Source organism: Candidatus Desulfovibrio trichonymphae (assembly GCF_002355955.1).
GTDB classification, from domain to species: Bacteria; Desulfobacterota; Desulfovibrionia; order Desulfovibrionales; family Desulfovibrionaceae; genus Desulfovibrio; species Desulfovibrio trichonymphae.
This window is the reverse complement of sequence record NZ_AP017368.1, coordinates 1,129,357-1,152,903: the sequence shown is the minus strand read 5'-3', so window position 1 is coordinate 1,152,903 and position 23,547 is coordinate 1,129,357. Positions and strand designations below refer to the sequence as shown.

Below are 23,547 nucleotides of genomic sequence, written 5' to 3'. Positions count from 1 at the left end.
ATACCATTCGAAGGCAACAAAACAGCCATGACGCGCTCCTCGTTCACGAACAAGCCTCATATTACTTCAGTGGGCGAGATTGTGCCGACGGCGGGGCAGCTGCCAAAAGGCGGCATCTGTCCTGACGCCTTGTGTTTGCGCAACGGCCGCGCCGCCCCGCTCGCCGCTCTTCCGGCAATGAGTTTTGCGCGTTTCAGCCAGTGGCTTTCTGAACAGATTGGCGCCGGCTGTCGGGCTGTCGCATTTTTTGCCGTGCCGCGCGAGAGCGCTTCCGCACTGCGCACGGCCCCCCCCCCTGTTTTTGCTCTATGCCGTGCTGGCCGATGACGTCGCCGGTCTGCTTCTGGCGGCGCGTACAGAGATTGGGAGCAGCTATCCTTCGTTGACGCCCGACATTGCCGCGCTGCACCTTTTTGAACGCGTTCTTTACGAAAAATTCGCCATTTTGCCTGAAGGCCATCCCTGGCTCAAACCGGTGCGTTTTGACAACCCCGCCGGTCCCGGCGTCGGCGAGATGAATTTTTATCGGATTGACGGCGACGAGGTGCATGAAGTTGCCGTCGGGCCTATCCATGCCGGGGTCATTGAGTGCGGGCATTTTCGTTTTCAATGTCTGGGCGAGGAAGTGCTGTATCTGGAAATTTCGCTAGGCTATCATCACCGCGGTGTTGAGGCCATGCTGACGGGCGGGCCGCTCGCCCGCATCCTGCCGCTTATAGAAACAGTGGCGGGCGACAGCACGGCGGCGCACGCTTTTGCCTGTTGCACACTGCTGGAAGGCCTTTCAGAAACGTTGCCCTCACCGCGTGGGCAGCATATCCGTGCTCTCGCCTTGGAGTTGGAACGTCTTGCCTGCCATACGGGCGATATAGGCGCCATTGCCGGAGACGTCGGCTTTTTGCCCACGTCGGCTTTTTGCGGGAGGCTGCGGGGAGATTGGCTGAACATGAGCGCCATGCTCTGCGGCAGTCGCTTCAGCCGGGGGCTGTTTGTTTCGGGCGGGACGGCTTTTGATCTTGATCCCGCTTTGGCGCACGTGCTGACGGACAAAGTCGTTCTGGCTGCGCGGGATGTGCAGGGCGCAGTGCGTTTGATATGGAATTCCCCGTCTGTCATGGCCCGTTTGACAGGTATCGGCGTTCTTCCTGCCTCTGTGGCGGCCTCTCTGGGAGTGGTGGGGCCACCGGCGCGCGCTTCAGGCCTTGCGCGGGACGCGCGGCGCAGCCACCCGCTGCCGTGCCTGCCCGCGCTGGAAAAAATATGCGTGGCTGACAGGGGCGATGTGGGCGACAGAACTGCATTGCGGTATGACGAAGCGCTGGCTTCAGCCGCTCTGTGTCAAAATATCCTGAAAGATCTTCCTGCAGGCGGTTGCCGCGCAGAAAAACAGGAAAAAATTTACGCGCTTGCGCCGAAACACATTGCGGTTGCTCTGGTGGAAGGCTGGCGGGGAGAAGTCTGTCATGTGGCGCTGACGGATGAATTTGGTCATTTCGCTGCCTACTCCATTGTGGACCCTTCGTTCCACAACTGGGCCGGGCTTGCCTATGCCCTGCGAAGACAGCAGATTTCTGATTTTCCCCTGTGCAACAAAAGTTTCAATTTGTCTTACTGCGGCCATGATTTATAAACAGGGCATATGGAACCGTGTTTGAAATTTTTTTGGAACGATTCCGTCAGAAAACGCGCACAGTAGCGTTCCCGGCTTCTTTGCCTGCTCTGCCGCCGCGTTTTCGTGGGCGTCCCTTTATTGATGCGGATCGCTGCGCTGCCGCGGGGGGGTGCTGCAGCTGCGTCGCAGCGTGCCCTTGGCATGCGATAAGCTTTGAAAACACCAAGCCCGCTCTTGATATGGGCATGTGCATCTTTTGCGGCGAGTGCGCGTGCGCCTGTCCGCAACGGGCGCTGGTTTTCACCACAGACTGGCGGCTGGCTTCCACAGATCGCGACGCCCTTGTCGTGCGGCCTGCCGCGTATGCCTCGCCAAGGCAGCCCGGTGGACAGGGGGCAGGCTTGAGAGCATCCTCGGGTTTGGCTGATGATGACGATGAGCGCCTGTATGTCCTGCCTGAACTGCCCATAACGTCTGTAACAAGTCTTGCCGCCGCCTTTGCTCGTTCGTTTCGTTTGCGCCAGGTGACAGCGGCCGGGTGCGGTGCCTGCGAGGCCGATCTCAACGTACTGGGAACCGTGGTGTACGATATGGGGCGGTTCGGCATAGATTTTGTTGCTTCGCCCCGTCATGCGGATGCCATTGCGCTGACCGGGCCTGCTCCCCGCAATATGCGCGCGGCGCTTCTTGACTGCTATGCGGCCATGCCCGCCCCAAAAGTGATTATCGCCGTCGGGGCATGTGCCATTTCCGGCGGCATGTTCCGCCGCGTCGCACCGCCCGCGCCGGACAGCATTCAGGGTGCGCCGCCGCAGTGCCGGCCGGCTCTTTTCATACCGGGCTGTCCGCCGCATCCCTGCACCACGCTGGATGCTTTTTTGCGTTTTCTTGACCAGCGCACGCCGAGATGATTATTAAAAATGAAGAAGATAGTATAACTAGCTAATTTATAAACTAAAATATTTTTGAAAGGCTCATGCCAAGCTGAGAGAATTTTTTTTGAGTATTTTGAGCGCCATTTTGTATCAGTCCTCTTTCCTTGTGGCTAAAACAAAACTCATATTCCTTCAAAAGGCAATAAAAAGTATGTTTTTACAGGCCCCTTAAGCGTACTACCCAGGTTTCGGCAAATGCCCGAAAATTTTCTGTCCCGTAGCTCCCCCTTTCAGAGTATTAATGTTTTCTCTTTTCGCCATCGCTGGAACCAATCTTGTTATGTCCGATATGGCGGATACCGCAGTACTCCGTTTAAAATGGAACGTGGATCATCGGCAACTGGCCGCCTTGCCCTCTTGGACATTTGGGTATGGTGGAAAGCAAAGGTTCGAGCAATCCCCATTGTTCATTTGTAACGTCCATTTTTTCCTAAATGAAGGAAACAAACAGGAAAGTCTGGAATTTTTATAGAGATCCAATATTTTGATTATGAGATAATTTGTAGTGTCAAACCATTGCGAAAGTGAATCTCTTTCAAAGATAATATTCTTGCCTTGTTGGCGCGCATCAGCTATATAATTTTTTTATGCGACAAAGGCGTCACTCAAGTCAAATTGACGTTATGGAGGAGATTATGAGCAAGAAATGCGATTTCTGCGGCAAAAAGCCTCAGGTCGGCAATCTCGTGAGCCATTCCAATATTAAGACAAAACGCCGCTTTAACCCAAATTTGCAGCGTGTGCGCCATCAGTTCCCGGACGGCAGTGTGCGCACTCTCACGATCTGCACTCGCTGTTTGCGTTCAGGCGCGGTGATCAAACCGTTGGCGCGCAAGTGGGCGTAAGCGGCAGACTCTTTTTGTTCTGTCCTACTGGCCCGTCAGTTCGCTGCCGAATTTTTTTGTCAAATGCGTCACGCCTTTTTTACTGAAGCCGCGCGGCTGCGACGCAACAGCCGTTGGACGATGCGGCGTAGACCGGCTTCGTGCCGTGCTGCTGGCGCTCAACGCCCGTCGCATTCCGCATATCCTGACGGGGGAGCATGTGTACGTGCCCCCGCTTTTGGAGTCTGCCGCTCTGCGGGAACTGAGGGATTTTGCCGCCGAAGGCGCGGCGGCCGAACCGTCCGCGCCTTCACTGTATATGCATGTCAGCGTGGCGGCGCTGTTGTTGTTGCCGTTGCTGGTACGGCATGTGTATGGGCTGGTGCCCTGCGCCTGATTTTTTGCCGCATCCGAGCGGCTGGCTGAATGTCGGCGCGCTGGACACAGTGATGGCGCGTGGTTACGGGCAGTGATACAGAAGTATTACCGCTCTTACGCTGCACGCGGATTTGTTGCATCTGACGGGCAATATTGTGAGCGGCACGCTTTTTTTGTCGTTTCTGGCGCGTCTTATCGGCGTTGGCAGGGCTGTCTATCTGACGATGTTCGGCGGCACGGCCGGCAATGCCCTGACGGTTGTGTGGCGCGGCACGGCAGTTGTGAGCATGGGTTTTTCCACGGCATTCTTTGCTGTCGTGGGTGCGCTGGCGGGCGTTATGTCGCTGCAGCGGCGGGGCGGGCGCAACATGTTTTTGCCCGTGGCCGCAGGCGTTGGCCTGCTGGTTTTGCTGGGTACGGGAGGGGAACGCACGGATTATGCGGCACATGTGGCCGGGCTGGCTTGCGGACTCGTCCTGGGCATGTGCGAAGCTGCTCGCCGGAAGCGCGGCTGGCCGGCTCTGCCGCAGATTGCGGCATCCCTGCTTGTTCTGACGCTGCCTGTGCTCGCTTGGTGGCGGGCGTTCGTATAATAATGGCTCTAAGGCATTTTAACTTTAAAATAATATAGAATTTGTTGGACTCCATCCCATGAAGATAGCAAGGCATGAAATACGATCTATAGTGGTAAAGACATATCTCTCAGACTTTGCCGGCAGAGAGCACATCGCTGAAATATCTGGATACCATGAATATGTAATATATCATCTATTATGTTGTTAATTAGTAGTTCATTATTTTTTGATATTTTTATAATATGCATTGATTCAATTTTATATTCAAACAGATGTTGTTCAAATTTTTGAAATATAAAATTTTGAAATTTTTAAATTAAGATATGCTAATAAAAATTTTATACTATAATAATATTAAGCAGTGCTTGCGCAGTTTCAAAGCATCCTGGCTTTGTGCTCTCCTTAGTATATTTTATTTAGAAGTGGAATATTTACTTCTACGTTGACAGTCGAACAAAATACGAAAAAGCTTATTAACTGCCCACAAAAGCCGGTCTGCTTTCGTGAAGGCTGGCGACAGCAACGATCCCGCGTCGCCGGAATAAACCATAGAACAACCATGACACCCGATGAAGCAGATTTTTTGCTGAGCAGTTATCAGTATGAGCTTCCGCCGGAGCAGATTGCACAGTTCCCGCCAGAAAAACGTGGTTCATCCCGCCTGCTTGTTATGCAACGGGCAGGCGAACTGGCGCTTGCCCACAAAAATTTTAACGACCTGCCGGACTGCCTGCCTGACAAAGCGTTGCTTGTGGTCAACAATGCGCGCGTTTTGCAGGCGCGCCTTACAGGAGCGCGCGCCACCGGCGGCAAGGCGGATTTTTTGCTGCTCACGCCCTTGCCCATTGTGCTGAAACGCGCGCGGTGCGATGCGGCCGCCGCAGACAACGCTTTTTACGCTGAAGTCAAAGGGCTTTTACGCGCCGGCGGCAGCGTGCGCGACGGAGAAAGTCTCCACTTCGGCGCGGGCATAAGCGTCACCGTGCTGGAAACAGCCCCGTTCGGCGTGCGCCGCGTGCGCCTCAGCTGGCGCGAAGATCTGGCCGCATCCTTTGCGACGGCGGGGCACATCCCGCTGCCGCCCTATATCAAACGCCCTGACAATGAAGAAGATGCGGCCCGCTACCAGACCATCTATGCCGCAAACAGCAAAACAGGCGCCGTGGCCGCGCCGACGGCTGGGCTGCATTTTACGCCGCTCCTGCGGGAAAGCCTGACGGCAAAAGGCTTTGAATGGGTTGAAATCACCCTCTATGTGGGGTACGGAACATTCAGCCCTGTACGATGTGAAGACATACGTAGCTATAATATGTACAAAGAGTATATTGAAATTCAAGAAGACGCGGCAAACGCCATTATTAAGGCGCGGGCACAGGGCCGGCCAGTGCTGGCCGTGGGCACGACAAGCGCCCGCGCGTTGGAAGGGGTGGCGGAACTGTGCGGTAAAGTCCGGCCGTATACAGGCTGGACAGATATTTTTCTCTGCCCGGGTAAAAAATTTCGTGTTGTGGACGCGTTGCTGACCAATTTTCACCTGCCGAAATCGTCCTTGCTCATGCTTGTTTCCGCCTTTGCTGGGCGTGAGCGCGTACTGGCGGCTTATACGGAAGGAGTGCGCGGGGGCTATCGTTTTTTTTCATATGGCGACGCCATGCTGCTGCGTTGACGATACTTCCCGCCAAACAGTGCATGGCACGCAGAATATGGTTCCAGCCATGATTATCTAACCTGATGGTTTCAACACTATGTCACGAGTTGTTTTTCTGGAAGAACGGTGCAAAGGTTGCCGCCTTTGCGTGGATGCCTGCCCAGCGGGTATTCTGCGGCCTTCAGGCCGTTTCAATCGCCAAGGCTACGAAGTGATGGAAACGGAAGGCGCATGTACAGGCTGTGCTTCGTGCGCCATTATGTGCCCGGATACGGCCATACGTGTTTTTAAAAGCGCAAAGCCCAAAGGGGAGGCGTCATGAGCGAGGCTGACCGCGTGCTGATCAAGGGCAACGAAGCTGTGGCCTTCGGCGCTGTAGACGCCGGATGCCGCTGTTATTTCGGTTATCCCATCACGCCGCAAAACGAAGTGCCGGAGCTTCTTTCTTCTCTCATTCCTGAAAATGGCGGCGCTTTTGTCCAGGCGGAGAGCGAGGTCGGCGCGATCAACATGCTGCTTGGAGCGGGCGCCTGCGGTGTTGCCGCCATGACATCCTCATCAAGCTGCGGCATTTCGCTGATGCAGGAGGGCATCTCCTACATGGCAGGCAGCCATATTCCAGGAGTCATCATCAATATGTCGCGCGGCGGGCCCGGCCTCGGCGACATCGGCCCATCTCAGGGTGATTATTTTCAGGCAGTGAAAGGCGGCGGCCACGGCGACCACCGCAATCTGGTGCTGGCGCCATCCTCGGCGCAGGAATGCTATGATTTCATGTTCCGTGCCTTTGCTCTGGCCTTTGCCTGGCAAAACCCCGTTATGATTCTCGGCGACGCCATTGTGGCCCAAATCAAGGAGCCGGTGCGCCGCGTCCCCCCCGCGGGGACGCACAAACCGGAAGCCATGAGCGATCTCGCGAGAGCCTGGCGCATAGAAGGCTTTGGCGGGCGCGGGCAAAACGCCGTTCCCCGCCTGCTCAAATCCGTGTATCTGGTCGAGGGCGCGCTTGCCGATCGCAATCGCCTTTTGCTGCAAAAATATACGGACATGCGCCGCGAAGCGCTGTTCGACTCTGAATATACAGACGATGCCGAGCTTGTTGTGGTAGCCTTCGGCTCAATAGCCCGCATTGCGCGTAGCGCCGTACGCCGTCTGCGTGCTGAAGGACGCAAAGTGGGCCTGTTCAGACCAGTGAGCCTCTACCCCTTCCCGGAAGAAGCCCTGCGCTCTCGCGCGAGGGGCCGTCGTTTTCTTGTCATAGAGCAAAACACCGGTCAGATGCTTGAAGATGTGCGTCTTGCCTTGAACGGCGTTTCATCCGTACTCTGGCACGGCGTCATGCCTGGCCTGTTTATCGGCGCGAGCGAGCTGATTGACCCTATTCTTCAGGCAGTCAAGGAGAAATCATAATGAGCCAGACAGATAAGCGCCTGCGCCCGCGAAACGACGAAAAACTTGTTTTTGACGCGAATCCTGTGCTCAATGAGCGCGTTACCCATTATTGCCCCGGCTGTCACCACGGCATTGCCCACCGTCTTGTCAGCGAGGTGCTGCACGATCTCGGCGTTGCGGATAAAACCATTCTTGTGGCCTCCGTCGGGTGCGCTGCCTTTACATATGACTACCTTAACGTGGACAGCGTGGAAGCCCCGCACGGGCGGGCCTGCGCCGTAGCCACAGGCGTACGCCGCGCACGGCCGGACGCCGTTGTCTTTACCTATCAGGGAGACGGAGACATGGCCGCAATAGGCATTGGAGAATCCCTGCACGCGGCCAACAGGGGCGAAAAAATAACCGCCGTTTTTATCAACAATACCGTTTACGGCATGACAGGCGGCCAGATGGCTCCCACCACCCTGCTCGGACAAAAAACAACAACCTCAAAGCAGGGTAGAAGCCTCAGCAATGAAGGCGGTCCCATACGGCTTGCTGAAATCATGGCCCAGCTTCAGGGCGTGACATATTCGGCGCGTTGCGCTCTGGACAGCGTCAAGCACGTTCGTGAGGCCAAAAAGGCTGTGCGCGTGGCCTTTGACGCGCAGATCGCCGGGCTCGGCTTCAGTTTTGTGGAGCTGCTTTCCGGCTGTCCCACCAACTGGCATCTGGATCCTGTTGCGGCCAACAAACGCATTGCCAACGATATGATTCCCGTTTTTCCTTTAGGTGTCTTCAAGGATGTTGCCGACGAATCAGTGGAAGGCAAAAATGTCTGAGTACCAGGACGTGATCATAGCCGGTTTCGGCGGGCAGGGAGTAATGATAATCGGCAATCTGCTGGCGCAGGCCGGTCTGGAGCAAGGCTTTGAAGTGAGCTTTATTCCGGTGTACGGCGCGGAAATGCGCGGCGGCACGGCAAATTGCACCGTGGTGCTGGACACCCGGCCCATCGGTTCGCCAATCGTGCGCGAACCCCTTTCCACCATTGTGCTCAATGAGCCTTCGCTGATAAAATTTCAGCCGTGCCTTGACAAAAAAGGCGTGCAGATTGTCAACGTCTCGCTTATAGACAAAAGTCTTGTCAGCCGGGAAGTAAGCAGCGTGTACATCCCGGCCAACGACATTGCGCACGGGATCGGCGATGTCAGACTCGCCAGCATGGTGGCGCTCGGCGCGTGGCTTCACGCCACAGATGCGTTGCCGCTGCAGGCGGTGCAGGAAGCCCTGAGCCGCGTTGTGAGCGCGCACTACGCCAAGCTGATTCCGATCAACGCGTCGGCGCTGGAAGCCGGCTGGGATTTCGCCTAAACCGCCGCGTCAAGCAGCAGATTATCCCGGTGGATGACTTCCGGGTAATGCGCGTCGCCCAGTATGGCCGCCACTTCGTGGCGTTTGAGGCCCATAATTTTTTTCAGATATGCCGCGCTGTAGTTGGAAAGGCCCACACCCAGAGTTTGCCCTTCATGGATCACGCGCACCAGCGCCCCCTTTTGAAACGAGCCCTCAACGGCGTGCACGCCGCCGGGCAAAAGGCTGCCGCCCGTGCGCAGCAAGGCGTTTGCGGCGCCGGCGTCCACCAGCACATCGCCGGCCGGTTCCGACTGATAGGCTATCCAGAATTTACGATGCGGTATGGCCTGCCGCGCAGGGAACACCCATGTGCCCTGACACGCGTCAAAAAATGTGGGAGCATCCCCGTCGCCGGCAAGCTCAAGATCAAACGCGCGGATCAGCACGTCGGGCGCGCGCCCCTGCACAATCAGGGTGGGCACGCCGATTTGCGCGGCTCGTCCGGCTGCCAGCAGTTTTGAATACATCCCCCCGGATCCGGCTTCGGTTTTGCCGCCGCACAACTGTTTGAGATCAAGAGCCGCCGCGTCGTCAATATATTCCATGACCGGCGCGTCCGGCGTGCGCCTGGGGTCGGCGGCCAACACGCCGGGCGCGGAAGTAAGATTGATAAAAATATCTGCGTCTGCAAGGTTGACAAGCAGACTTGCAAGACAGTCATTATCGCCGAATTTAAGCCCGCTCACGGAAACCGTGTCGTTTTCATTGACTATGGGCAGCACGCCGGCGTGCAGCAATGCCGCCACCGTATTGCGGATGTTAAGAAAACGCGCGCGCGCGCGCAAGTCGTCCCTGGTCAGCAGCATCTGTGCTGTGGAGATGCCGTGCACGGCAAAAGAGTCTTCCCAGACGCGTATAAGCCGCCCCTGTCCCACAGCTGCCGCCGCTTGGCGAGCGGCGAGACCTGCGGCCTCCACTTTTTGCCCGTTGGCGGCCAAAACCGCACGGCCGGCGGCCACAGCCCCGGATGAAACCAGTACAAGACGCCGGCCGGCCGCTGCGTTTCGCACAACCGCCATCTGGCGCGCGAGTTCAGCCATGACGTCGGTATCAAGGCCTTGTGAGTTGCTCAAAACGGCGCTTCCCACCTTGATCACCACTGTACGGGCATGCGCCAGCGCCAGTGCGCGCTCCCGTCGCCGGTCTGCGTTCAGACCTGTCCCGCGTGTAGTCATGGTTGTCATTCCCGCGTGTACCTTACTTCAATTTCAGGGAATTCATCTTCCCCATCCACTGCTGCTTCTTCCCGCGCAATGTGCGTGAGGGGCATGTTGCTTCCTACGGCATCGCGCAAGCGCCAGATTTCGGCAAGCAGTTCTTCCAGATTTTCGCTGTGCAAGGCCGAAATAAAAAACATGCGGCGGCCATCCGCTGCGGCGCGGCCTTTCAGCGCGACAAGCCGGTTTTTGTTCACGAGATCAATTTTATTGACAACTTCTATCTGGCGCCGTTCGGCCAGCTTCGCGTCAAAACGCCGCAATTCCTCATTGATCAATGCAAAACAGGCCCAGGGATTGGCATCGTCCACATCTTCAACGCTCAGAATATGCACGAGAAAACGGGTGCGTTCCACATGTTTCAAAAAACGGCTGCCAAGCCCATGCCCGGTGTGCGCGCCCTCAATAAGACCGGGAATGTCGGCAATCACCATGCGTCTGTCCGGGTCGACCGTATCAATCATCACCCCCAGATTGGGGGCAAGCGTTGTGAAGGAATAGGCCGCAATTTTAGGTCTGGCAGAGGATATGCGTGAAATAAAGGTGGATTTTCCCGCGTTCGGCAGGCCTATCAGCCCGGCGTCCGCCAGGATTTTTAGTTCCAGCCTGAGAGAATGTTCTTCTCCGGGCTCGCCCGGCTGGGCAAAACGCGGCGCGCGTATGGTGGCGGATTTAAAATGTTCGTTGCCCTTGCCGCCGCGTCCGCCCCTTGCCGCCGTCACGCGCAGGCCTGATTCGTTCAGATCGGCAAGCAGACGTTCGCCATCCGGGCCCACGACAAAAACCAGCGTTCCCACGGGCAGGGCAAGCACAAGGTCTTCACCTTTTTTGCCGTTGCACCGGCTGCCCTGCCCCGGCTGCCCATTTTGCGCCTTATACAGACGTCTGACGCGAAGGTCGTAAAGCGAAAGCAGGTGGCTGTCAGCCTGGATGACCACAGAACCGCCGTCGCCGCCGTCGCCGCCGTCCGGCCCGCCGCGCGGCACAAACTTTTCCCTTCGGAAAGACACGCAGCCGTGCCCCCCCTTGCCCGCGCGCACCTGAATTTTCGTTTCATCCACAAAACGCATGGCCCGGCCTTTTCAATAGCATTAGAACAAATCAAGATTAAAATTTCAGGGTCATGTCTGGCTGAGAGGGAAATGTCGGAGTATTGCCAGCACCATTTGATAAATGTCATCTTGCCTATGGTTAAACGAAATTCACATTCCTTCAAGTGAAAATAAAAGTACGTTTTGCAGACCCCTAAAGCGAATCAATCAAGTTTTGGCAAGTGCCCAAAAGCTTTCTGTTCAGTTACTGTGAGAATGTTTGTCGGCAAATTCGCTGTTGCCGTGTTCAACGTGGCGATACTTGATGTTTGCCGTGACTTCGGCAATGTTCCGTGCTGTATTGTCGATAAGAATAACTTTTTTGTCCTCGGTCATGAGGCGGTAAAGATCTCCGGCCTGATAAAAGCAGTCATCCGTCGCGTCATCCTTGGGTTCGTATGAATCCATCGCCCCCTTGATTTCAAGTGGGGGTCCTTTACATTCCAAACTGAGATCAAAAGGATTTTCCTTATACTTTTTCGCCTGATCCTCGGTCATCATGATCTGGATAGACAAATCCCAGCGCGGGAAGTCGCCTTTTGCAATTGATTCGTACAAATCACGCTGATGGCTTTCGCGATCCCGTCCGACAAGTTCTGTTGCCTTCTAGTCGCTGAGGTTCTTGCTGCCCTGCCGGGTACGCCAGTGATATTTCACCCATACCCGTTGCTCGTGAAATTCTTGGGAAAGATGGGGTTGATGTCCTTATGACAACAACTGCAACCAGCTTAAAAAATTTCAAGCATATTATTGATTATTATATTGAGCTTGGCTTTGATGGTATCTTTATTCGCTCCTTAAATCCTTATGGCTTTGCAGCAGAGAAAATAGACAACCTCGGCTATCAGATGCAAGAATTTGTTGATGCGTATACTGATGCTCTTAAATATATATTTTTAATAAATAAGACAAGATACTTTGCAGAACACTTTGCAACAATACTTCTATCGCGTATTTTAACGCCATATTCAACAGGCTTTGTTGATTTACAATCCCCCGCTGGCACAGGGATTAGTGGAGTAATTTACGATTATGACGGGTCTGTCTATCCTTCAGATGAGGCTCGTATGCTGGCTCGTATGGGCGATAGATATTTTCACCTTGGCAATGTTCATACTGATTCTTTTATAAACATTTTTTGTGGAGAAAAATTAAGAAATATCACCAATTAGTCTTGTATTGAAACGACAATGACTTGTGCTTTCTGTTTTTTCACCGCTTATTGGTGAAATTACGACTAAAAAACTTCCTTTTTATCGAAGGCATGATAAAATTCTTGTTGTAGAGGATATTACTCTGACTGTATAAGTTATTGATGTACAAGCCATCAACAAGCCTGATACGTCTGCAAAACTCTATTTTTCAGATGTGATGACAAAAAATTCAGATGGTCGTCTGATTGCAACACATTATAGTCATTCAAGTCACAGAAGCCACGCTAGCCATTAGTGGTAAAACGCCGCATAAAACAGAAAGGGCTTGCGGTCATATCTCCGCAAGCTCTTGAATTTATGGTCGGGATGAAAGGATTTGAACCTTCGACCCCTTGAACCCCATTCAAGTACGCTACCAGACTGCGCCACATCCCGACGTAACTTTATATGGATATCCGGCGCGGCTGTCAAGAATTTTTTGTTCAGCGTCAGTCCTGGGCACCAGCGCCTTTGGGCTGAAGATACAGGGATGCATCCTGTTCAAAGCGGTGCGGACAACAGCGGGTTATTGAATCCACTCAGTCAAGCGCATGCCACTCCTTTCCAGAGAGCGCGGCCAAACCCAACACCAAAGCCTGCGTGCCCAACTTGCCCTGCCCCTGAGCCTGCATGACGCGGTAAACCTGTTCTGCGGCGGCAAGACCTGGCAAAACAATCCGTATGCGGCGGCATTCTTCGAGGCAAAGGCCCAAGTCCTTGATGAAATGATCAATAAAAAAGCCGGGCGCGTAATCGCCTTGCAAGGCACGGCGACCAAGATTGCCCATGGCAAGGCTCCCTGCCGAACCGGGAATGACCAGCTCCATCCATTCGGCCACATCCAGACCGGCCTGCTGTGCAAAAAGCATTGACTCGCAAACGCTGAACATAACACCGGCTATGGCAATCTGATTGGCGAGTTTTCCCCGTTGGCCGTAACCTGCAGGGCCGCAGTGCAGCACACTCTGTCCCATTTTGGCAAAACAGTGTTCAAGCCGCTCAAAGGCCGCTTTGTCCCCGCCCACAAAAATGGAAAGCTTGGCGTCACGCGCGCCTGCGTCGCCGCCGGTCACAGGCGCGTCCAGCGCCGCACAGCCTCTTGCCGCAGCCACTTCCGCAATACGTTCAGCGAGCACGGGACTGGAAGTCGTCATATCGCAGACAATGCCGCCTTTGGCAAGGCCGTGCACCGCCCCCTGCTCACCGAGCATCACCTCTTCAACATCTTCGGGGTAGCCCACAATAGAAAAGACAACATCCGAGCAGGTCGCCAGCGCGCACGGGTTTTCAGCCCATTTCGCGCCCTCGGCAAGCAGCAGCTCCGCTTTTGCCCTGGAACGGGTATACACAGCCAGCGGCCAGCCTGCCGTCAAGAGATGCCCGGCCATGGAAGAACCCATAACGCCTGTGCCGATCCATCCAATGCGCATTGTTTCAGACATGCCATTCTCCCCTGTTGATGGAACCGACGTTCCAAAAATATCCGCGTGATGACGATATAATTCCAGATCAGGTGGGTATTTACTCGTGTCTTTATCCACGCGAACCATAGTGTTATAGGCTACAAACATTGATTGACTATCGACACTTCCGTTGATTTCTTTTTCAAAGTCAAGCAGTTCGGCTAATGTCAAGCGGACGCGGCTTAAGCAGTAATCTCTAAACACAGATGTGGAATTTAGAGCCGTATCTTTTCTCGTTATAATAGATCCGCAGTTCAGGGTTCAATTCAAGGTTCTTTGAAACATCAATAGAAGCGAGTGAAACATAATCGCGTACGGCAAGTTCAGTTTTGATTTTATCTTCAACCTTTAGACGTCTAGATGAAGTCGTTGTTTGGCGAGAGTGTCTGTTTAATCTTTTCGAGCGGCACATAAGACAATTTTTCTTTCAACTGCGCATACGACAGGCATACAGTGATTTCAAAGCAACGCAATATTTCAGATTTGACTGTTATTTTGTTGTTTACAGAAAAATAGTATTTTGAATGATATAATGACTGCAACAATTTATACAAGTATGTATTTCTTGAAGAAAGTCAGCGTGAAGATTATAAAACTCATCTTTGGCTGCGGGGGACTCTTGGCAGTGTTTCTTAAGCTTACCGACAAAAGCGGTTTTGCAGAGGCTGCCGTTTTGTCCGGAATTATTCTTCTTCGCCTTCCCACTTGATGAAGCTGGGGTTGGCGTTCACCATGGCGTTGACGATCAGTTCCACAAGGCCGCCGTAAGCAAAGCTGTTTTTTGCGTACAAATTATTGTGTTCCAGAATTTCACGTATCTGGCCTTTGCAGTTGGAGCAGGGAGCGCAGATGTATTTTTTGGTTTCCGGGCCAAGGCAGTCTTTAAACGCCTCGCCGATCTGCCACATCTTTTTGCGTCCGGTAATATTGCCGCGCCATGCTTCAATATTGTTGCGGGTCATAATGGCAAAGCCGGAGCCGCCGCCGCAGCAGTAGTTATTAACGCCGTTACAGGGCATTTCGCGGAACAGGGGCGCAATTTTCCGCACGATTTCGCGTTGCGGCTCGACAATGCCCATCAGGCGGACGATGTTACAGGGGTCATGCAGCGTCACGGGGAAGTCGTTGCGCGCCGGATCAAGCTTGATGCGCCCGGTCATGACAATGTCGCGCAGGGTCACATAGCAGCTCTCGCGCGGCACCTGATATTCAAAGGGGATAAGGCGGTCGGCGATGACGGTCAGGGCCTTGTGGGCGTGGCCGCATTCGCCGATGACGATTTTTTTGACCCCCAGCTCCTTCGCCGCCAGCATATGCTGCAATGCAATGCGCGCCGTCTGCGCGTCGTCGTAAAAAACGCCATAGTTCACGCCGTCGTAGGCGATGGCCTTGCTGGAGAGCGTCCAGGAAAGGCCGGCCTCCTGGAAAATCAGCGAGAATGCGGCGACGTTTTCCGGCCAGGCCATGATTTCGCCTGCATTGTGCAGCAGCATAATATCGGCGCCTTGCACGTCAAAGGGCGTGTTGATGCCGATGCCGGTGATTTCCGCATAGTCCTCGTCAATAAATTCCACGTTCTCCTGCACCACATCAGGCGTCATGCCGGTGGAGGAGCCAACCTTCATCTGGTTCATGGTGCCTTTTTCGTGCAGTTCGCGGGGGTAGATGCCCAGCTCTTGGCTGAATATCTTGCGGATTTCCCGGGCCAGCAAGCCGTTGTCGACGCCGATGGGGCAGGTCTGCCCACAACGCCGGCAAAGATTACATCGGTATGCCAGCTCGCCAAGGCGGACCACTGTTTTCCAGTTGAGCCCCATATCGCCATAACGCCATTTGGCGAAGGGTTCTTTTCTGACATACTGTTTATAGATGCGCCGAAAAATTTCCGAGCGGAAATTGGGGCGGTACATCTCATGTCCGCCGGACATTTCATACAGATGACAGGCGGCGGAACAGGAGTTGCATTGGGCGCAGTAGTCCATGCTGGTTTCAAGCAGCGGACGAAAAGCCCAGTTGTTTTCTGTGGTAAAGAGCTTGCGCATGCCGCCAAGGAATTTATTGACGAGCTCTTGCTCTTCCAGACGGTTTTTTGGTTTTGGGATGTTCAGCACACAGACTTCGTCAAGAATACAGGCGGTGTTTTCTTTTTGTTCGTCCGTGAAAGGCCTCCACGGCATTTTCGCCATGTTCAACGTCAGATCAGGAATGTTTTTCAAATCAATGTCCACCATCTGCCCTTCGGCGGTGGAAATATCGGTCAATTGCAGATTTTCTCTCATGTCAGCAACTCTCTCTAGGCTTCGTTTTTGGGGGCAGCGGGATTGGTGGTGGCAACTTCAAGCCATGTTTTTGCACGCCCGCCGTTTGTAATATGGCCGGCCGACCATGTGACGGAATATTTCTGGAGCGTGTCGGGGATAATTTGTTTTGTTTTTTCGTTGTATGTCGTGGGTTCGTCGCCCCAGCGGATATCATGATAGGTGAAGTATTTCATGAACAGATGCCCCATGTTCGTCATGGGAATCCAGACAAGTAGGAAAAATCCAATCAGCATGTGCAGAGCAAAGGCGGTGCTGGTTTGCGGCGCAAAATTGCAGGTTATCAGATTGTGGATGAACGTGCGCGCCAGTTCAAAAAATGAGGGGGCGGCAATCCAGGCCAGCAGGCCGAAAACGGCAAAAATCATAAAGACCAGCAGATTGAAATAGTGTTCGGGCGTGGTGTATTTTTTCAGGCCTTCATCGTTCATACGGCGCGAAATCAGAGCAATGCCGCCGCCGATAATGCAAAGACAACCCACCAAAACAACGGCGTTGATCACATTGTTGACAAAAAGCATGAAGGTGCAGTCCGGGGAAAGGCCGAATACTTGAGCAAGGGCTGAAAACAGTACAATGATTGTGCCGCCCATGAGCATGTACATGCCGAAATGGAAAGGGTAGGTGCGGAACCAGAGTTTAAGGTTGTATTCAAATGTGGCGTGCAGACAAAGCACCTCTGTGACCAGTGCCTTGATGTCGCCCAAGTGCGAAACATGGCGGGCTTTGGACCACCAGTCCTTCTCTTCCATAAAGCTGCCGCCGTAGGAAGTTTTTGCGCCTTCGTGGGGAATGGGGTAGATTTCCCAGCGCACGTGCAGTGGGCTGGCCGTCAGGTAAGACCTGATTTTTATAAAGACAAGGCTAAAGAAGCCAGCTACCGCCAGATAGCCCAGAAGGTAAAAAAGAGTGGTCATATGCGTTTTCTCCCGTAAGTCAAGATGACGTTGCATCATGGGTTTGCCGGAATCTGAAGCGACGACCTGACGACCCGCCACCGCAACTGATCCGGCATACGTATGCTTGTTTTTTAGTTGTTTCGTTTCATCCGCGAACGTCCGTCCGCAGTATGCCTTGCCATGATCTCCTCGTATTGTCACGACCAGGGCAAGACCAGACCTACGGCAATTGCTTCATGCTAAACGAATCAACAGAGAATGGGAAGATGTCTTAACGAGTTATTGACGGGAAAAATCAGGGCGGTAATTAATTTTATATTATAAATCAAACGTGTTGCGGAAAAAAATTTTTGTGATTAAAGATTGATTTTGTTTCGACGCGGGGAGCCGCGCTGCCATCAGGGCAGACGCATGTAGAAAAGTCTATGACGGAAAACAGATAGAAATGACTGGCATAATGAAAAACTCCATTGGCCGGGCTGCATAGCCTTTGTCTGAATTGACAGCCACGGGGCACAGCGTATACTTAACAAAGATAACAGCGACACGCATTGACCGGGCAGTTAGCTCAGCTGGTGGAGCATCGCCCTTACAAGGCGGGGGCCACAGGTTCAACTCCTGTACTGCCCACCAAATTTTCAGTCCAGATGGACATAAAAAAGGCCAGGACACTTAGAAAACAAAGGATTTTGGCCTTTCCTTATTGTCTGTTGCGTCCGGAAAAATCTATATACAATCGGCAAAAAGCTTGTATTTCTGCTGGTACATGGTATTTGCTAGGCGAGCAGGCAGACCGCTGCAGCTATATTAAGAATATAACATAACTGATTTTTATGATAGTAAAAAAGTACAATTTTTTAGATACCAGCAAAAATACCAGCAATTTTTCTGTTGTCATGGGACAGCGTAGTATACCCAGAGCCGTGTCGGTGTTCCAATATCAAATTGGACAATATTATCTATCATAAAAATTAAGCTTACCCAGCCTGTTCTTTGCCGGTGTGCATAGGGAATCACAATAATCACGCAAAACAGCGTCAACGGTTTCCTTTTGAGTAGCTGTCAACTTTTCTGGATTGCCATTGATTCTGTTTACCATGAAAAGGCCCTTGTGCTCTACAAAAAGTGCAGGGACAACAGGGCCGTTTGCCCATGCTTCAATTCTTTCATGGAATAACGGCTCTCCATCCCGGACGAGAGACTATGCCTGACAGTAATAAAAAGTTTTTTCAGTTTAATAGCTGTAATAGGCCCTTTTTCAAGATGATATAGGCCGCCACATCCTTTACGCTTACCGGCTCCATGTCATTCTCCTCCGCAGATAAGAAATAAGCATTTCTATTTTAAAGCGTCCAGATGTTTTTCATGCTCACTTCCGGCTCAATTCTGTTGAACCGGCGACAAAAAATCCCCGGCATGAGTCGGTCATACCGGGGAGAAACAGCCCTGTAACCTTAGCTTACAGAAGGGTTGCCCGGCCGGAGGCGACGATAACGCCTCCGGCTTCCAGCCCTTCTCCATCGCGTGTTTATTGTGCCGTTGTTCCGGTGGGGGCAGCGCACACCAACGGTTTACGGTCTAGCTTCGGTAGTGGTAGACAAGAGAAGGCCAAAACTCTTTATTTTCTTAGGAGTTCCGGTCTTTTCTGTGTCTATGCTGGATTTAATTTTGGCGGAGCGGAAGGGATTCGAACCCTCGGCCTCCGGCGTGACAGGCCGGCGTTATAACCGACTTAACTACCGCTCCGTGTGGTCAAGCAGAGTGCATTGCACAAAATTGTTTACCCACATTCAAAAGAAACGGCAAGTTAAATTTTTGTCAGCTTTCTTTCCGACAGTCAGTATGTCAGGGATTCCGGCAAAATGCAGAACGCGGCAGGGCTGTTGCGTGTTAATTGACCGGCACCGGCAAGGCCTAGCGCCGCCGCGCCGTTGACTGTCAAAAGGCGTACAAGGGCTTCCGGCTGCACGTCCATCGTTTCACGTAGGTACACGGCTTCTTTGCGTACGTCCAGATCGCTGTTTGTGCTCAGGCCGTCCGTGCCGAGGCACAGCAGAACTCCGCTTTCCAGCAGTTCCCGCATCGGCGGCGGGCCCATGCCCAGGTTGTTGTTGGAGCGTGGGCACAGGCAGAGCGCCGTGCCTGTGGTTGCCAGTTCCGCCGCTTCTGCGGTGTTCAGCTGTGTTCCGTGCACGGCAAGCGCACCCGGCCCCAGAAGTCCCAGAGCGGCGGCATAGGCCATGGGGCGCAGGCCCGGCGCGCGCCACGTTTCCGGCAGGACGCGGTCTGCGTATAAATCTTTCAGTGAACCGCGGCCCGTTGTCAGCATTTCAGTTTCTTCCGGCGATTCCGCAAGGTGAAAGGCAAAAATGCGGTTGTTGCGGGCGCAGTGTTCTTTTGCGGCGCGTAGTGCCTTTGGTGATGTGGAATAGAGCGCGTGTCCGCACGGGGCAGCGCGGAAGGCAATGGCCGGATTTTCGGCCAGTGCTTTGCGGCAGTAGGGCGGCCAGGGGGAGATTGTATCAATCAAGGGCGATTTGAAGCCAAACCATTCGCAAAAATGGGTGACGCCCAGACCGCACGCGCGGCATGCCTGATCCGCCGCCGCCGGCCCGGCGGAAAGCGTTCCGGAAAAATCGCCCACATGCACGGCGCCTGAGCCGGCAATATCGGCACAGGCATCTTCCAGCGCGGGGGGGCTAATGGGTTCGGCGAGCATGGGAACAAGGCTTGCCAGCCAGGGCGTGAAGCCCCGGCGCCATGTTGTGCGCCCGGCCAGATGTGAAAGGTTCAGATGGGTATGGGCGTTGACGCAGGCAGGAGCCAGGCAGACGGAGCCAAGATCGCGCACCCGTGCTCCGGCGGGCGTATGCGATCCCGGCCAGGAAAAGGCGGCTTCCACATGACCGTCGCGCACGACAAGTGCAGCATTGTCGATTTTTTTCAAAGGCGCGAAAAGATTCCCGCCCCTCGCCGCCGTTTCACCGGCGAGCGTCAACAGTGTTCTAGCCCGCAGGATCAGCACTGACGATGGCATTTCACTGTCTTTGTCAGTAATATTACATAATTGTTGCTGATAATCACCAGTTGACGCGCATATGTCTCGGCGGGTTGCCGCCTACAGAATACCCCAGAGCATTTGCAGGGTTATAATAATTAGAAAAACGGCAAAGCCGCGTTTGAGTTTTGCTGTGGGCAGGGCGTGGGAAAGTTTGACGCCCAAGGGCGCTGTTACAAAACTCGCTGACGCAATGCCCAGCAACGCCCAAAGGTGCACAAAGCCGATGGTCCCGGTCGGCATGTCAGGTCTGCCCCAGCCGCCGACAATGTAGCTCAGCGTGCCGGCTACGGCAATGGGGAAGCCGATGGCCGCCGATGTGCCCACCGCATGGTGCAGCGGCACATTGCAGAAACTCATGAACGGCACGGAAAGCGTGCCTCCGCCAATGCCGACAAAACTGGAGATCATCCCGATAACGCCGCCCACGCCGGCTGTGCCGATAAAACCGGGCATGTCGCGCCAGGCGGGCGGCCGGTAGTCAGAAATCATCTGGGCGGAGACAAAGCCGAGAAAACAGATAAAGAATATTTTGAGAAAAAGTGTTGGGGCGTGGGTGGCTATCAAGCCGCCTGTGAATGTGCCGACCAGTATGCCCGGCGTGATGTTGCGGAAAATGTTCCAGTGCACGGCCTTGCGCGCATTGTGGGCGCGTGTGCTGAAGACGGAGGTTATCATGATGCTGGCCAGCGACGTGCCCAGGGCAAATTGCTGGATATATTGCGGCGGCACGCCCTGTGTGGGGAAAATGGCCGCGAGCATCGGCACAATAATAATGCCGCCGCCCACGCCCAGAAGCCCGGCCAGTACGCCGGCCACTGCGCCGCAAGCGGGATAAGCAAGAAAAGAAAACATGTTCTCGCGCCCCTGTGTTGTAAATTTTTTGTTTACTCTAGATAATGGCTCTGCCGACGTCAACATTTCCCTCAAAAAGCAAGACACTGTGGGCAGGATTCGCTCTGAAAAGCCCGGCAGGTGTCTTTTCATGCAGGGCAGACGCATCTAAAAAAGTTTATAGAATGGAGGAATGAAAACTCAACCTGAAGACAACAACGCTGAAATTTCTTCCCGGAAAGACAAGTATGCGCGTCAGACGCAACCGCGCGGGATGGGATGACGAATTTTTAACCTCGGCCCCGGCTGCCGAGTTTGTTTGATCCATTACGATTGCCCTGATTGCGCACGGAAACAGTCTGGACAATTCTGCAGATTTTTACTACTTTTTTCGTTCTACCGGGGTTCCCCTGGCCGTATTTTTTACATGACCATTGCGCCCTATGGGCGAAGGAGATTTTATGGCCGTTCAACAGAATAAAAAATCTCGTTCCCGCAAGGGGATGCGCCGTTCCCACGATCATGTGCCCACGCCTGCCGTCATTTTTTGCCTCTGCGGCGAGCCGACCCTGCCCCACAGCGTCTGCCCCGCCTGCGGCAAATATAAAGGCCGCAAGGTAATTGTCGCGAACAAAGCCGAATAATGAGCGGACGTCCCGTCATAGCCGTGGACGTCATGGGGGGCGATTTCGGCCCTTCCGTGGTGGTGCCGGGCGCCGTAGATGCCGCCCGCCTGCACGACGCGCATGTTCTGCTTGTGGGCGATACCCACAAGATTGAGGTTGAACTGCGGAAGCTCAACCTTGCGGATGTGCAGTTTGATATTGTTCAGGCTGACGAGGTGGTGCACATGAACGAAAAGCCCTCAGACGTTCTGCGCCGTAAAAAAAATTCTTCTATTCAGGTGGGATGTCGCCTTGTCAAAGAGGGTACCGCTAATGCCGTCGTCAGCGCCGGACATTCCGGTGCCACTGTGGCCTGTGGTATGTTCATCATGGGTCGGCTTCCGGGGGTGGAGCGGCCGGCGCTCGCCACCATGCTGCCCACGGAAAAAAATCCCGTGGTCGTGCTGGACGTGGGTGCCAATGTGGACTGTCGCCCCTACCATCTTTTTCAGTTCGGTCTCATGGGCGACGCCTTTGCCCGCGATATCCTGGGTTACGCCGCGCCGCGCGTGTGTATTTTGAGCATCGGGGAAGAAGAAGGCAAGGGCAATTCCCAAGTCAAGGAAGCCTACGAACTGTTGAAGCTCGCGCAGAACATCAATTTTGTGGGCAATGCCGAAGGGCGTGATATTTTTGTCGGAGATATTGACGTGGTTATCTGCGACGGCTTTGTCGGTAATGTTGTCATAAAGATGAGCGAGGGTCTTGCCGCGTCACTGACCCGCATGGTAAAACGCGTTTTCATGTCAGGCGTTTTGCCCGCTCTGGGCGGGATGCTGGCGCGCAAGGCATTCAGGCGTTTTGCCCGCACGATAGATTATACGGAATACGGCGGCGCGCCGCTGCTTGGTTTACAGGGGCTCGCCATTGTCTGCCACGGCCGTTCAGACGCCTGCGCCATACGCAATGCCGCCAAAATGGCCGCCGCCTATGTGCGCAAGAACGCGAACAGCCGTCTTGCTGAAATCATTCTGGCCAATGAAGAGCTGACCCGTTTTTCCCGCGCCGTTTAACAACTGGTATTTGTTATGAGTGCAACCTGCCGTCTGAGCGCATTGCAGGCCTATGCGCCGGACACTGTGCTGTCCAATGACGATCTGACAAAACTGACGGACACAAGTGACGAATGGATTTTTTCGCGCACTGGCATAAAAGAACGTCACAAGCTGGCGGACACGCAAAACGCTTCGGACCTCGCTCTGATTGTTGCCCGCAAGACCCTGCACGAGGCCGGCCTTGAGGTCGGCGCCCTGACTCATATTCTTGCGGCTACCTGCACGCAGGATATGCTCTCGCCCTCAGTGGCCTGTATTCTGGCGGGCGCCCTGAATGCAGGGCCGGTCATGGCCTTTGACATCAGCGCGGCCTGCACCGGTTTTTTGTACGGACTGTCCCTGACGCGCAGCCTGCTGACGGAAAATCCAGACGCGAACATTCTTTTTGTCTGTGTGGAAGCCTTGACGCGACGAATCAACTGGACGGACAGGTCAACCTGCGTGCTGTTTGGCGACGGCGCGGCGGCCTGTGTGTGCTCCGGCAATGCGGGCAAAGGTTCGGCCGTTCTGGAAGACGTGCTTTGCAAAAGCGACGGCAGCCTCAGCGGGCTGATCTCCGTGGGCGGCGGCACAGCCTGCCGTTACGCCAAGGGCGACACTGTGGGCGATGACTTTTTTTTGCACATGCAGGGCCGCGAAACTTACCGACACGCTGTGCGCCAGATGACAAACGTGTGTGAGGAACTGCTCGCGCGCAACGGTCTTGCCATGGCTGCCGTGGACCTTTTTGTGCCGCATCAGGCCAATATGCGGATTATTGAAGCTGTCGGCTGCCGGCTGAATGTTGCGGCCGACCGCGTGTTCACCAATGTGGAGCACTACGGCAACACTTCTGCGGCCTCCATACCGCTTGCGCTTGCGCAGGCGTGCTCTGTGGGGCGCATCAGGCCCGGCGGCCGCGTGCTTGTGACGGCATTCGGGGCGGGCCTGACATGGGGAGCGGCATTACTGCGTTTTTAGTTCCCGCCTTTGATATCCGTCACTGACTGCGGGCA

The 23,547-nt window shown here is 54.2% G+C and carries 24 protein-coding genes, 3 tRNA genes and 1 pseudogene; 16 read left to right on the top strand and 12 right to left on the bottom strand.

The window, feature by feature from the left end:
- Positions 1 to 27: 27 nt before the first annotated feature.
- The 11 genes from RSDT_RS06895 (at position 28) to RSDT_RS05495 (ending at position 8,717) form a co-directional block, all read left to right on the top strand.
- Positions 28 to 327, top strand: coding sequence for a hypothetical protein (locus RSDT_RS06895; protein WP_102135969.1), 300 nt, complete (start codon positions 28 to 30; stop codon positions 325 to 327).
- Complete coding sequence (locus RSDT_RS05540; protein ID WP_102135968.1) at positions 314 to 1,630, top strand: hydrogenase large subunit; 1,317 nt, start codon at positions 314 to 316, stop codon at positions 1,628 to 1,630. Before RSDT_RS06895 ends, RSDT_RS05540 begins: the two co-directional genes overlap by 14 nt.
- Before the next feature lie 17 nt (positions 1,631 to 1,647).
- Positions 1,648 to 2,523 (top strand): NADH-quinone oxidoreductase subunit B family protein, encoded by an 876-nt coding sequence (locus tag RSDT_RS05535; protein WP_096399887.1) that lies wholly within the window; start codon positions 1,648 to 1,650, stop codon positions 2,521 to 2,523.
- Between the two features lie 659 nt (positions 2,524 to 3,182).
- On the top strand, positions 3,183 to 3,392 hold the full coding sequence (gene rpmB / locus RSDT_RS05525) for a 50S ribosomal protein L28 (protein ID WP_096399885.1): 210 nt from the start codon (positions 3,183 to 3,185) through the stop codon (positions 3,390 to 3,392).
- Positions 3,393 to 3,537: 145 nt separating this feature from the next.
- A complete protein-coding gene (locus RSDT_RS07530) occupies positions 3,538 to 3,768 on the top strand; it encodes a hypothetical protein (protein WP_231941817.1) in 231 nt (76 codons plus the stop codon).
- A 136-nt stretch (positions 3,769 to 3,904) separates the two neighbouring features.
- Positions 3,905 to 4,342: a rhomboid family intramembrane serine protease gene (locus RSDT_RS07525; protein WP_231941816.1), complete on the top strand. Its 438-nt coding sequence runs from the start codon at positions 3,905 to 3,907 to the stop codon at positions 4,340 to 4,342.
- Positions 4,343 to 4,883: 541 nt separating this feature from the next.
- Positions 4,884 to 5,990, top strand: coding sequence for a tRNA preQ1(34) S-adenosylmethionine ribosyltransferase-isomerase QueA (gene queA / locus RSDT_RS05515; protein ID WP_096399884.1), 1,107 nt, complete (start codon positions 4,884 to 4,886; stop codon positions 5,988 to 5,990).
- A 79-nt stretch (positions 5,991 to 6,069) separates the two neighbouring features.
- Positions 6,070 to 6,294 (top strand): 4Fe-4S dicluster domain-containing protein, encoded by a 225-nt coding sequence (locus RSDT_RS05510; protein WP_096399883.1) that lies wholly within the window; start codon positions 6,070 to 6,072, stop codon positions 6,292 to 6,294.
- Positions 6,291 to 7,382, top strand: coding sequence for a 3-methyl-2-oxobutanoate dehydrogenase subunit VorB (gene vorB, locus RSDT_RS05505; RefSeq protein ID WP_096399882.1), 1,092 nt, complete (start codon positions 6,291 to 6,293; stop codon positions 7,380 to 7,382). Before RSDT_RS05510 ends, vorB begins: the two co-directional genes overlap by 4 nt.
- On the top strand, positions 7,382 to 8,185 hold the full coding sequence (locus RSDT_RS05500; RefSeq protein WP_096399881.1) for a thiamine pyrophosphate-dependent enzyme: 804 nt from the start codon (positions 7,382 to 7,384) through the stop codon (positions 8,183 to 8,185). Before vorB ends, RSDT_RS05500 begins: the two co-directional genes overlap by 1 nt.
- A complete protein-coding gene (locus tag RSDT_RS05495) occupies positions 8,178 to 8,717 on the top strand; it encodes a 2-oxoacid:acceptor oxidoreductase family protein (protein ID WP_096399880.1) in 540 nt (179 codons plus the stop codon). The genes RSDT_RS05500 and RSDT_RS05495 overlap by 8 nt, the downstream gene beginning before the upstream one ends.
- Here RSDT_RS05495 and proB read toward each other — a convergent pair.
- The 4 genes and pseudogenes from proB to RSDT_RS07930 all read right to left on the bottom strand — a co-directional run.
- Positions 8,714 to 9,934: a glutamate 5-kinase gene (gene proB / locus RSDT_RS05490; protein WP_096399879.1), complete on the bottom strand. Its 1,221-nt coding sequence runs from the start codon at positions 9,932 to 9,934 to the stop codon at positions 8,714 to 8,716. The genes RSDT_RS05495 and proB overlap by 4 nt on opposite strands.
- 5 nt (positions 9,935 to 9,939) lie before the next feature.
- Entirely contained in the window at positions 9,940 to 11,046 is a 1,107-nt protein-coding gene (obgE, locus tag RSDT_RS05485) for a GTPase ObgE (protein ID WP_096399878.1), read from the bottom strand.
- 222 nt (positions 11,047 to 11,268) lie between these two features.
- On the bottom strand, positions 11,269 to 11,475 hold the full coding sequence (locus RSDT_RS07935) for a catalase-related domain-containing protein (RefSeq protein WP_408606727.1): 207 nt from the start codon (positions 11,473 to 11,475) through the stop codon (positions 11,269 to 11,271).
- A 51-nt stretch (positions 11,476 to 11,526) separates the two neighbouring features.
- Positions 11,527 to 11,658 (bottom strand): annotated as a pseudogene (locus RSDT_RS07930) (catalase); the annotation flags it as partial.
- Positions 11,659 to 11,774: 116 nt separating this feature from the next.
- On the opposite strand from RSDT_RS07930, the gene RSDT_RS05475 reads away from it, so the two are divergent.
- Positions 11,775 to 12,239 (top strand): hypothetical protein, encoded by a 465-nt coding sequence (locus RSDT_RS05475; protein ID WP_096399877.1) that lies wholly within the window; start codon positions 11,775 to 11,777, stop codon positions 12,237 to 12,239.
- Between the two features lie 340 nt (positions 12,240 to 12,579).
- Here RSDT_RS05475 and RSDT_RS05470 read toward each other — a convergent pair.
- The 4 genes from RSDT_RS05470 to RSDT_RS05450 form a co-directional block, all read right to left on the bottom strand.
- A tRNA-Pro gene (locus RSDT_RS05470) sits at positions 12,580 to 12,656 on the bottom strand.
- Between the two features lie 143 nt (positions 12,657 to 12,799).
- The gene (locus tag RSDT_RS05465; RefSeq protein WP_096399876.1) at positions 12,800 to 13,702 is read right to left on the bottom strand and encodes an NAD(P)-dependent oxidoreductase; all 903 of its coding nucleotides are present in this window, start codon (positions 13,700 to 13,702) and stop codon (positions 12,800 to 12,802) included.
- A 704-nt stretch (positions 13,703 to 14,406) separates the two neighbouring features.
- Positions 14,407 to 16,002: a (Fe-S)-binding protein gene (locus RSDT_RS05455; RefSeq protein WP_096399874.1), complete on the bottom strand. Its 1,596-nt coding sequence runs from the start codon at positions 16,000 to 16,002 to the stop codon at positions 14,407 to 14,409.
- A 14-nt stretch (positions 16,003 to 16,016) separates the two neighbouring features.
- The gene (locus tag RSDT_RS05450; RefSeq protein ID WP_096400575.1) at positions 16,017 to 16,958 is read right to left on the bottom strand and encodes a respiratory nitrate reductase subunit gamma; all 942 of its coding nucleotides are present in this window, start codon (positions 16,956 to 16,958) and stop codon (positions 16,017 to 16,019) included.
- Between the two features lie 539 nt (positions 16,959 to 17,497).
- On the opposite strand from RSDT_RS05450, the gene RSDT_RS05445 reads away from it, so the two are divergent.
- Positions 17,498 to 17,573, top strand: a tRNA-Val gene (locus RSDT_RS05445).
- 1,036 nt (positions 17,574 to 18,609) lie between these two features.
- On the opposite strand, the gene RSDT_RS05440 is transcribed toward RSDT_RS05445, so the two are convergent.
- The 4 genes from RSDT_RS05440 to RSDT_RS07925 all read right to left on the bottom strand — a co-directional run bounded on the left by RSDT_RS05440 (position 18,610) and on the right by RSDT_RS07925 (position 21,113).
- Positions 18,610 to 18,686: transfer RNA gene (locus RSDT_RS05440), tRNA-Asp, on the bottom strand.
- Positions 18,687 to 18,777: 91 nt separating this feature from the next.
- Positions 18,778 to 19,977 carry an amidohydrolase family protein gene (locus RSDT_RS05435; RefSeq protein WP_096399873.1) on the bottom strand — a complete coding sequence of 400 codons (1,200 nt, stop codon included), beginning with the start codon at positions 19,975 to 19,977 and terminating at the stop codon, positions 18,778 to 18,780.
- A gap of 81 nt (positions 19,978 to 20,058) precedes the next feature.
- The gene (locus RSDT_RS05430; RefSeq protein WP_096399872.1) at positions 20,059 to 20,853 is read right to left on the bottom strand and encodes a sulfite exporter TauE/SafE family protein; all 795 of its coding nucleotides are present in this window, start codon (positions 20,851 to 20,853) and stop codon (positions 20,059 to 20,061) included.
- Positions 20,854 to 20,981: 128 nt separating this feature from the next.
- Positions 20,982 to 21,113 (bottom strand): SEC-C metal-binding domain-containing protein, encoded by a 132-nt coding sequence (locus tag RSDT_RS07925; protein ID WP_408606726.1) that lies wholly within the window; start codon positions 21,111 to 21,113, stop codon positions 20,982 to 20,984.
- Between the two features lie 180 nt (positions 21,114 to 21,293).
- Between RSDT_RS07925 and rpmF the strand changes: the two genes are divergently transcribed.
- From rpmF to RSDT_RS05415, 3 genes are read left to right on the top strand one after another with little or no spacing between them, the layout of a single operon-like run.
- A complete protein-coding gene (rpmF, locus tag RSDT_RS05425; protein ID WP_096399871.1) occupies positions 21,294 to 21,476 on the top strand; it encodes a 50S ribosomal protein L32 in 183 nt (60 codons plus the stop codon).
- Positions 21,476 to 22,510 (top strand): phosphate acyltransferase PlsX, encoded by a 1,035-nt coding sequence (gene plsX / locus RSDT_RS05420; protein ID WP_096399870.1) that lies wholly within the window; start codon positions 21,476 to 21,478, stop codon positions 22,508 to 22,510. The genes rpmF and plsX overlap by 1 nt, the downstream gene beginning before the upstream one ends.
- 15 nt (positions 22,511 to 22,525) lie before the next feature.
- Positions 22,526 to 23,512 (top strand): beta-ketoacyl-ACP synthase III, encoded by a 987-nt coding sequence (locus RSDT_RS05415; RefSeq protein ID WP_096399869.1) that lies wholly within the window; start codon positions 22,526 to 22,528, stop codon positions 23,510 to 23,512.
- The last annotated feature ends 35 nt before the right edge of the window (positions 23,513 to 23,547 follow it).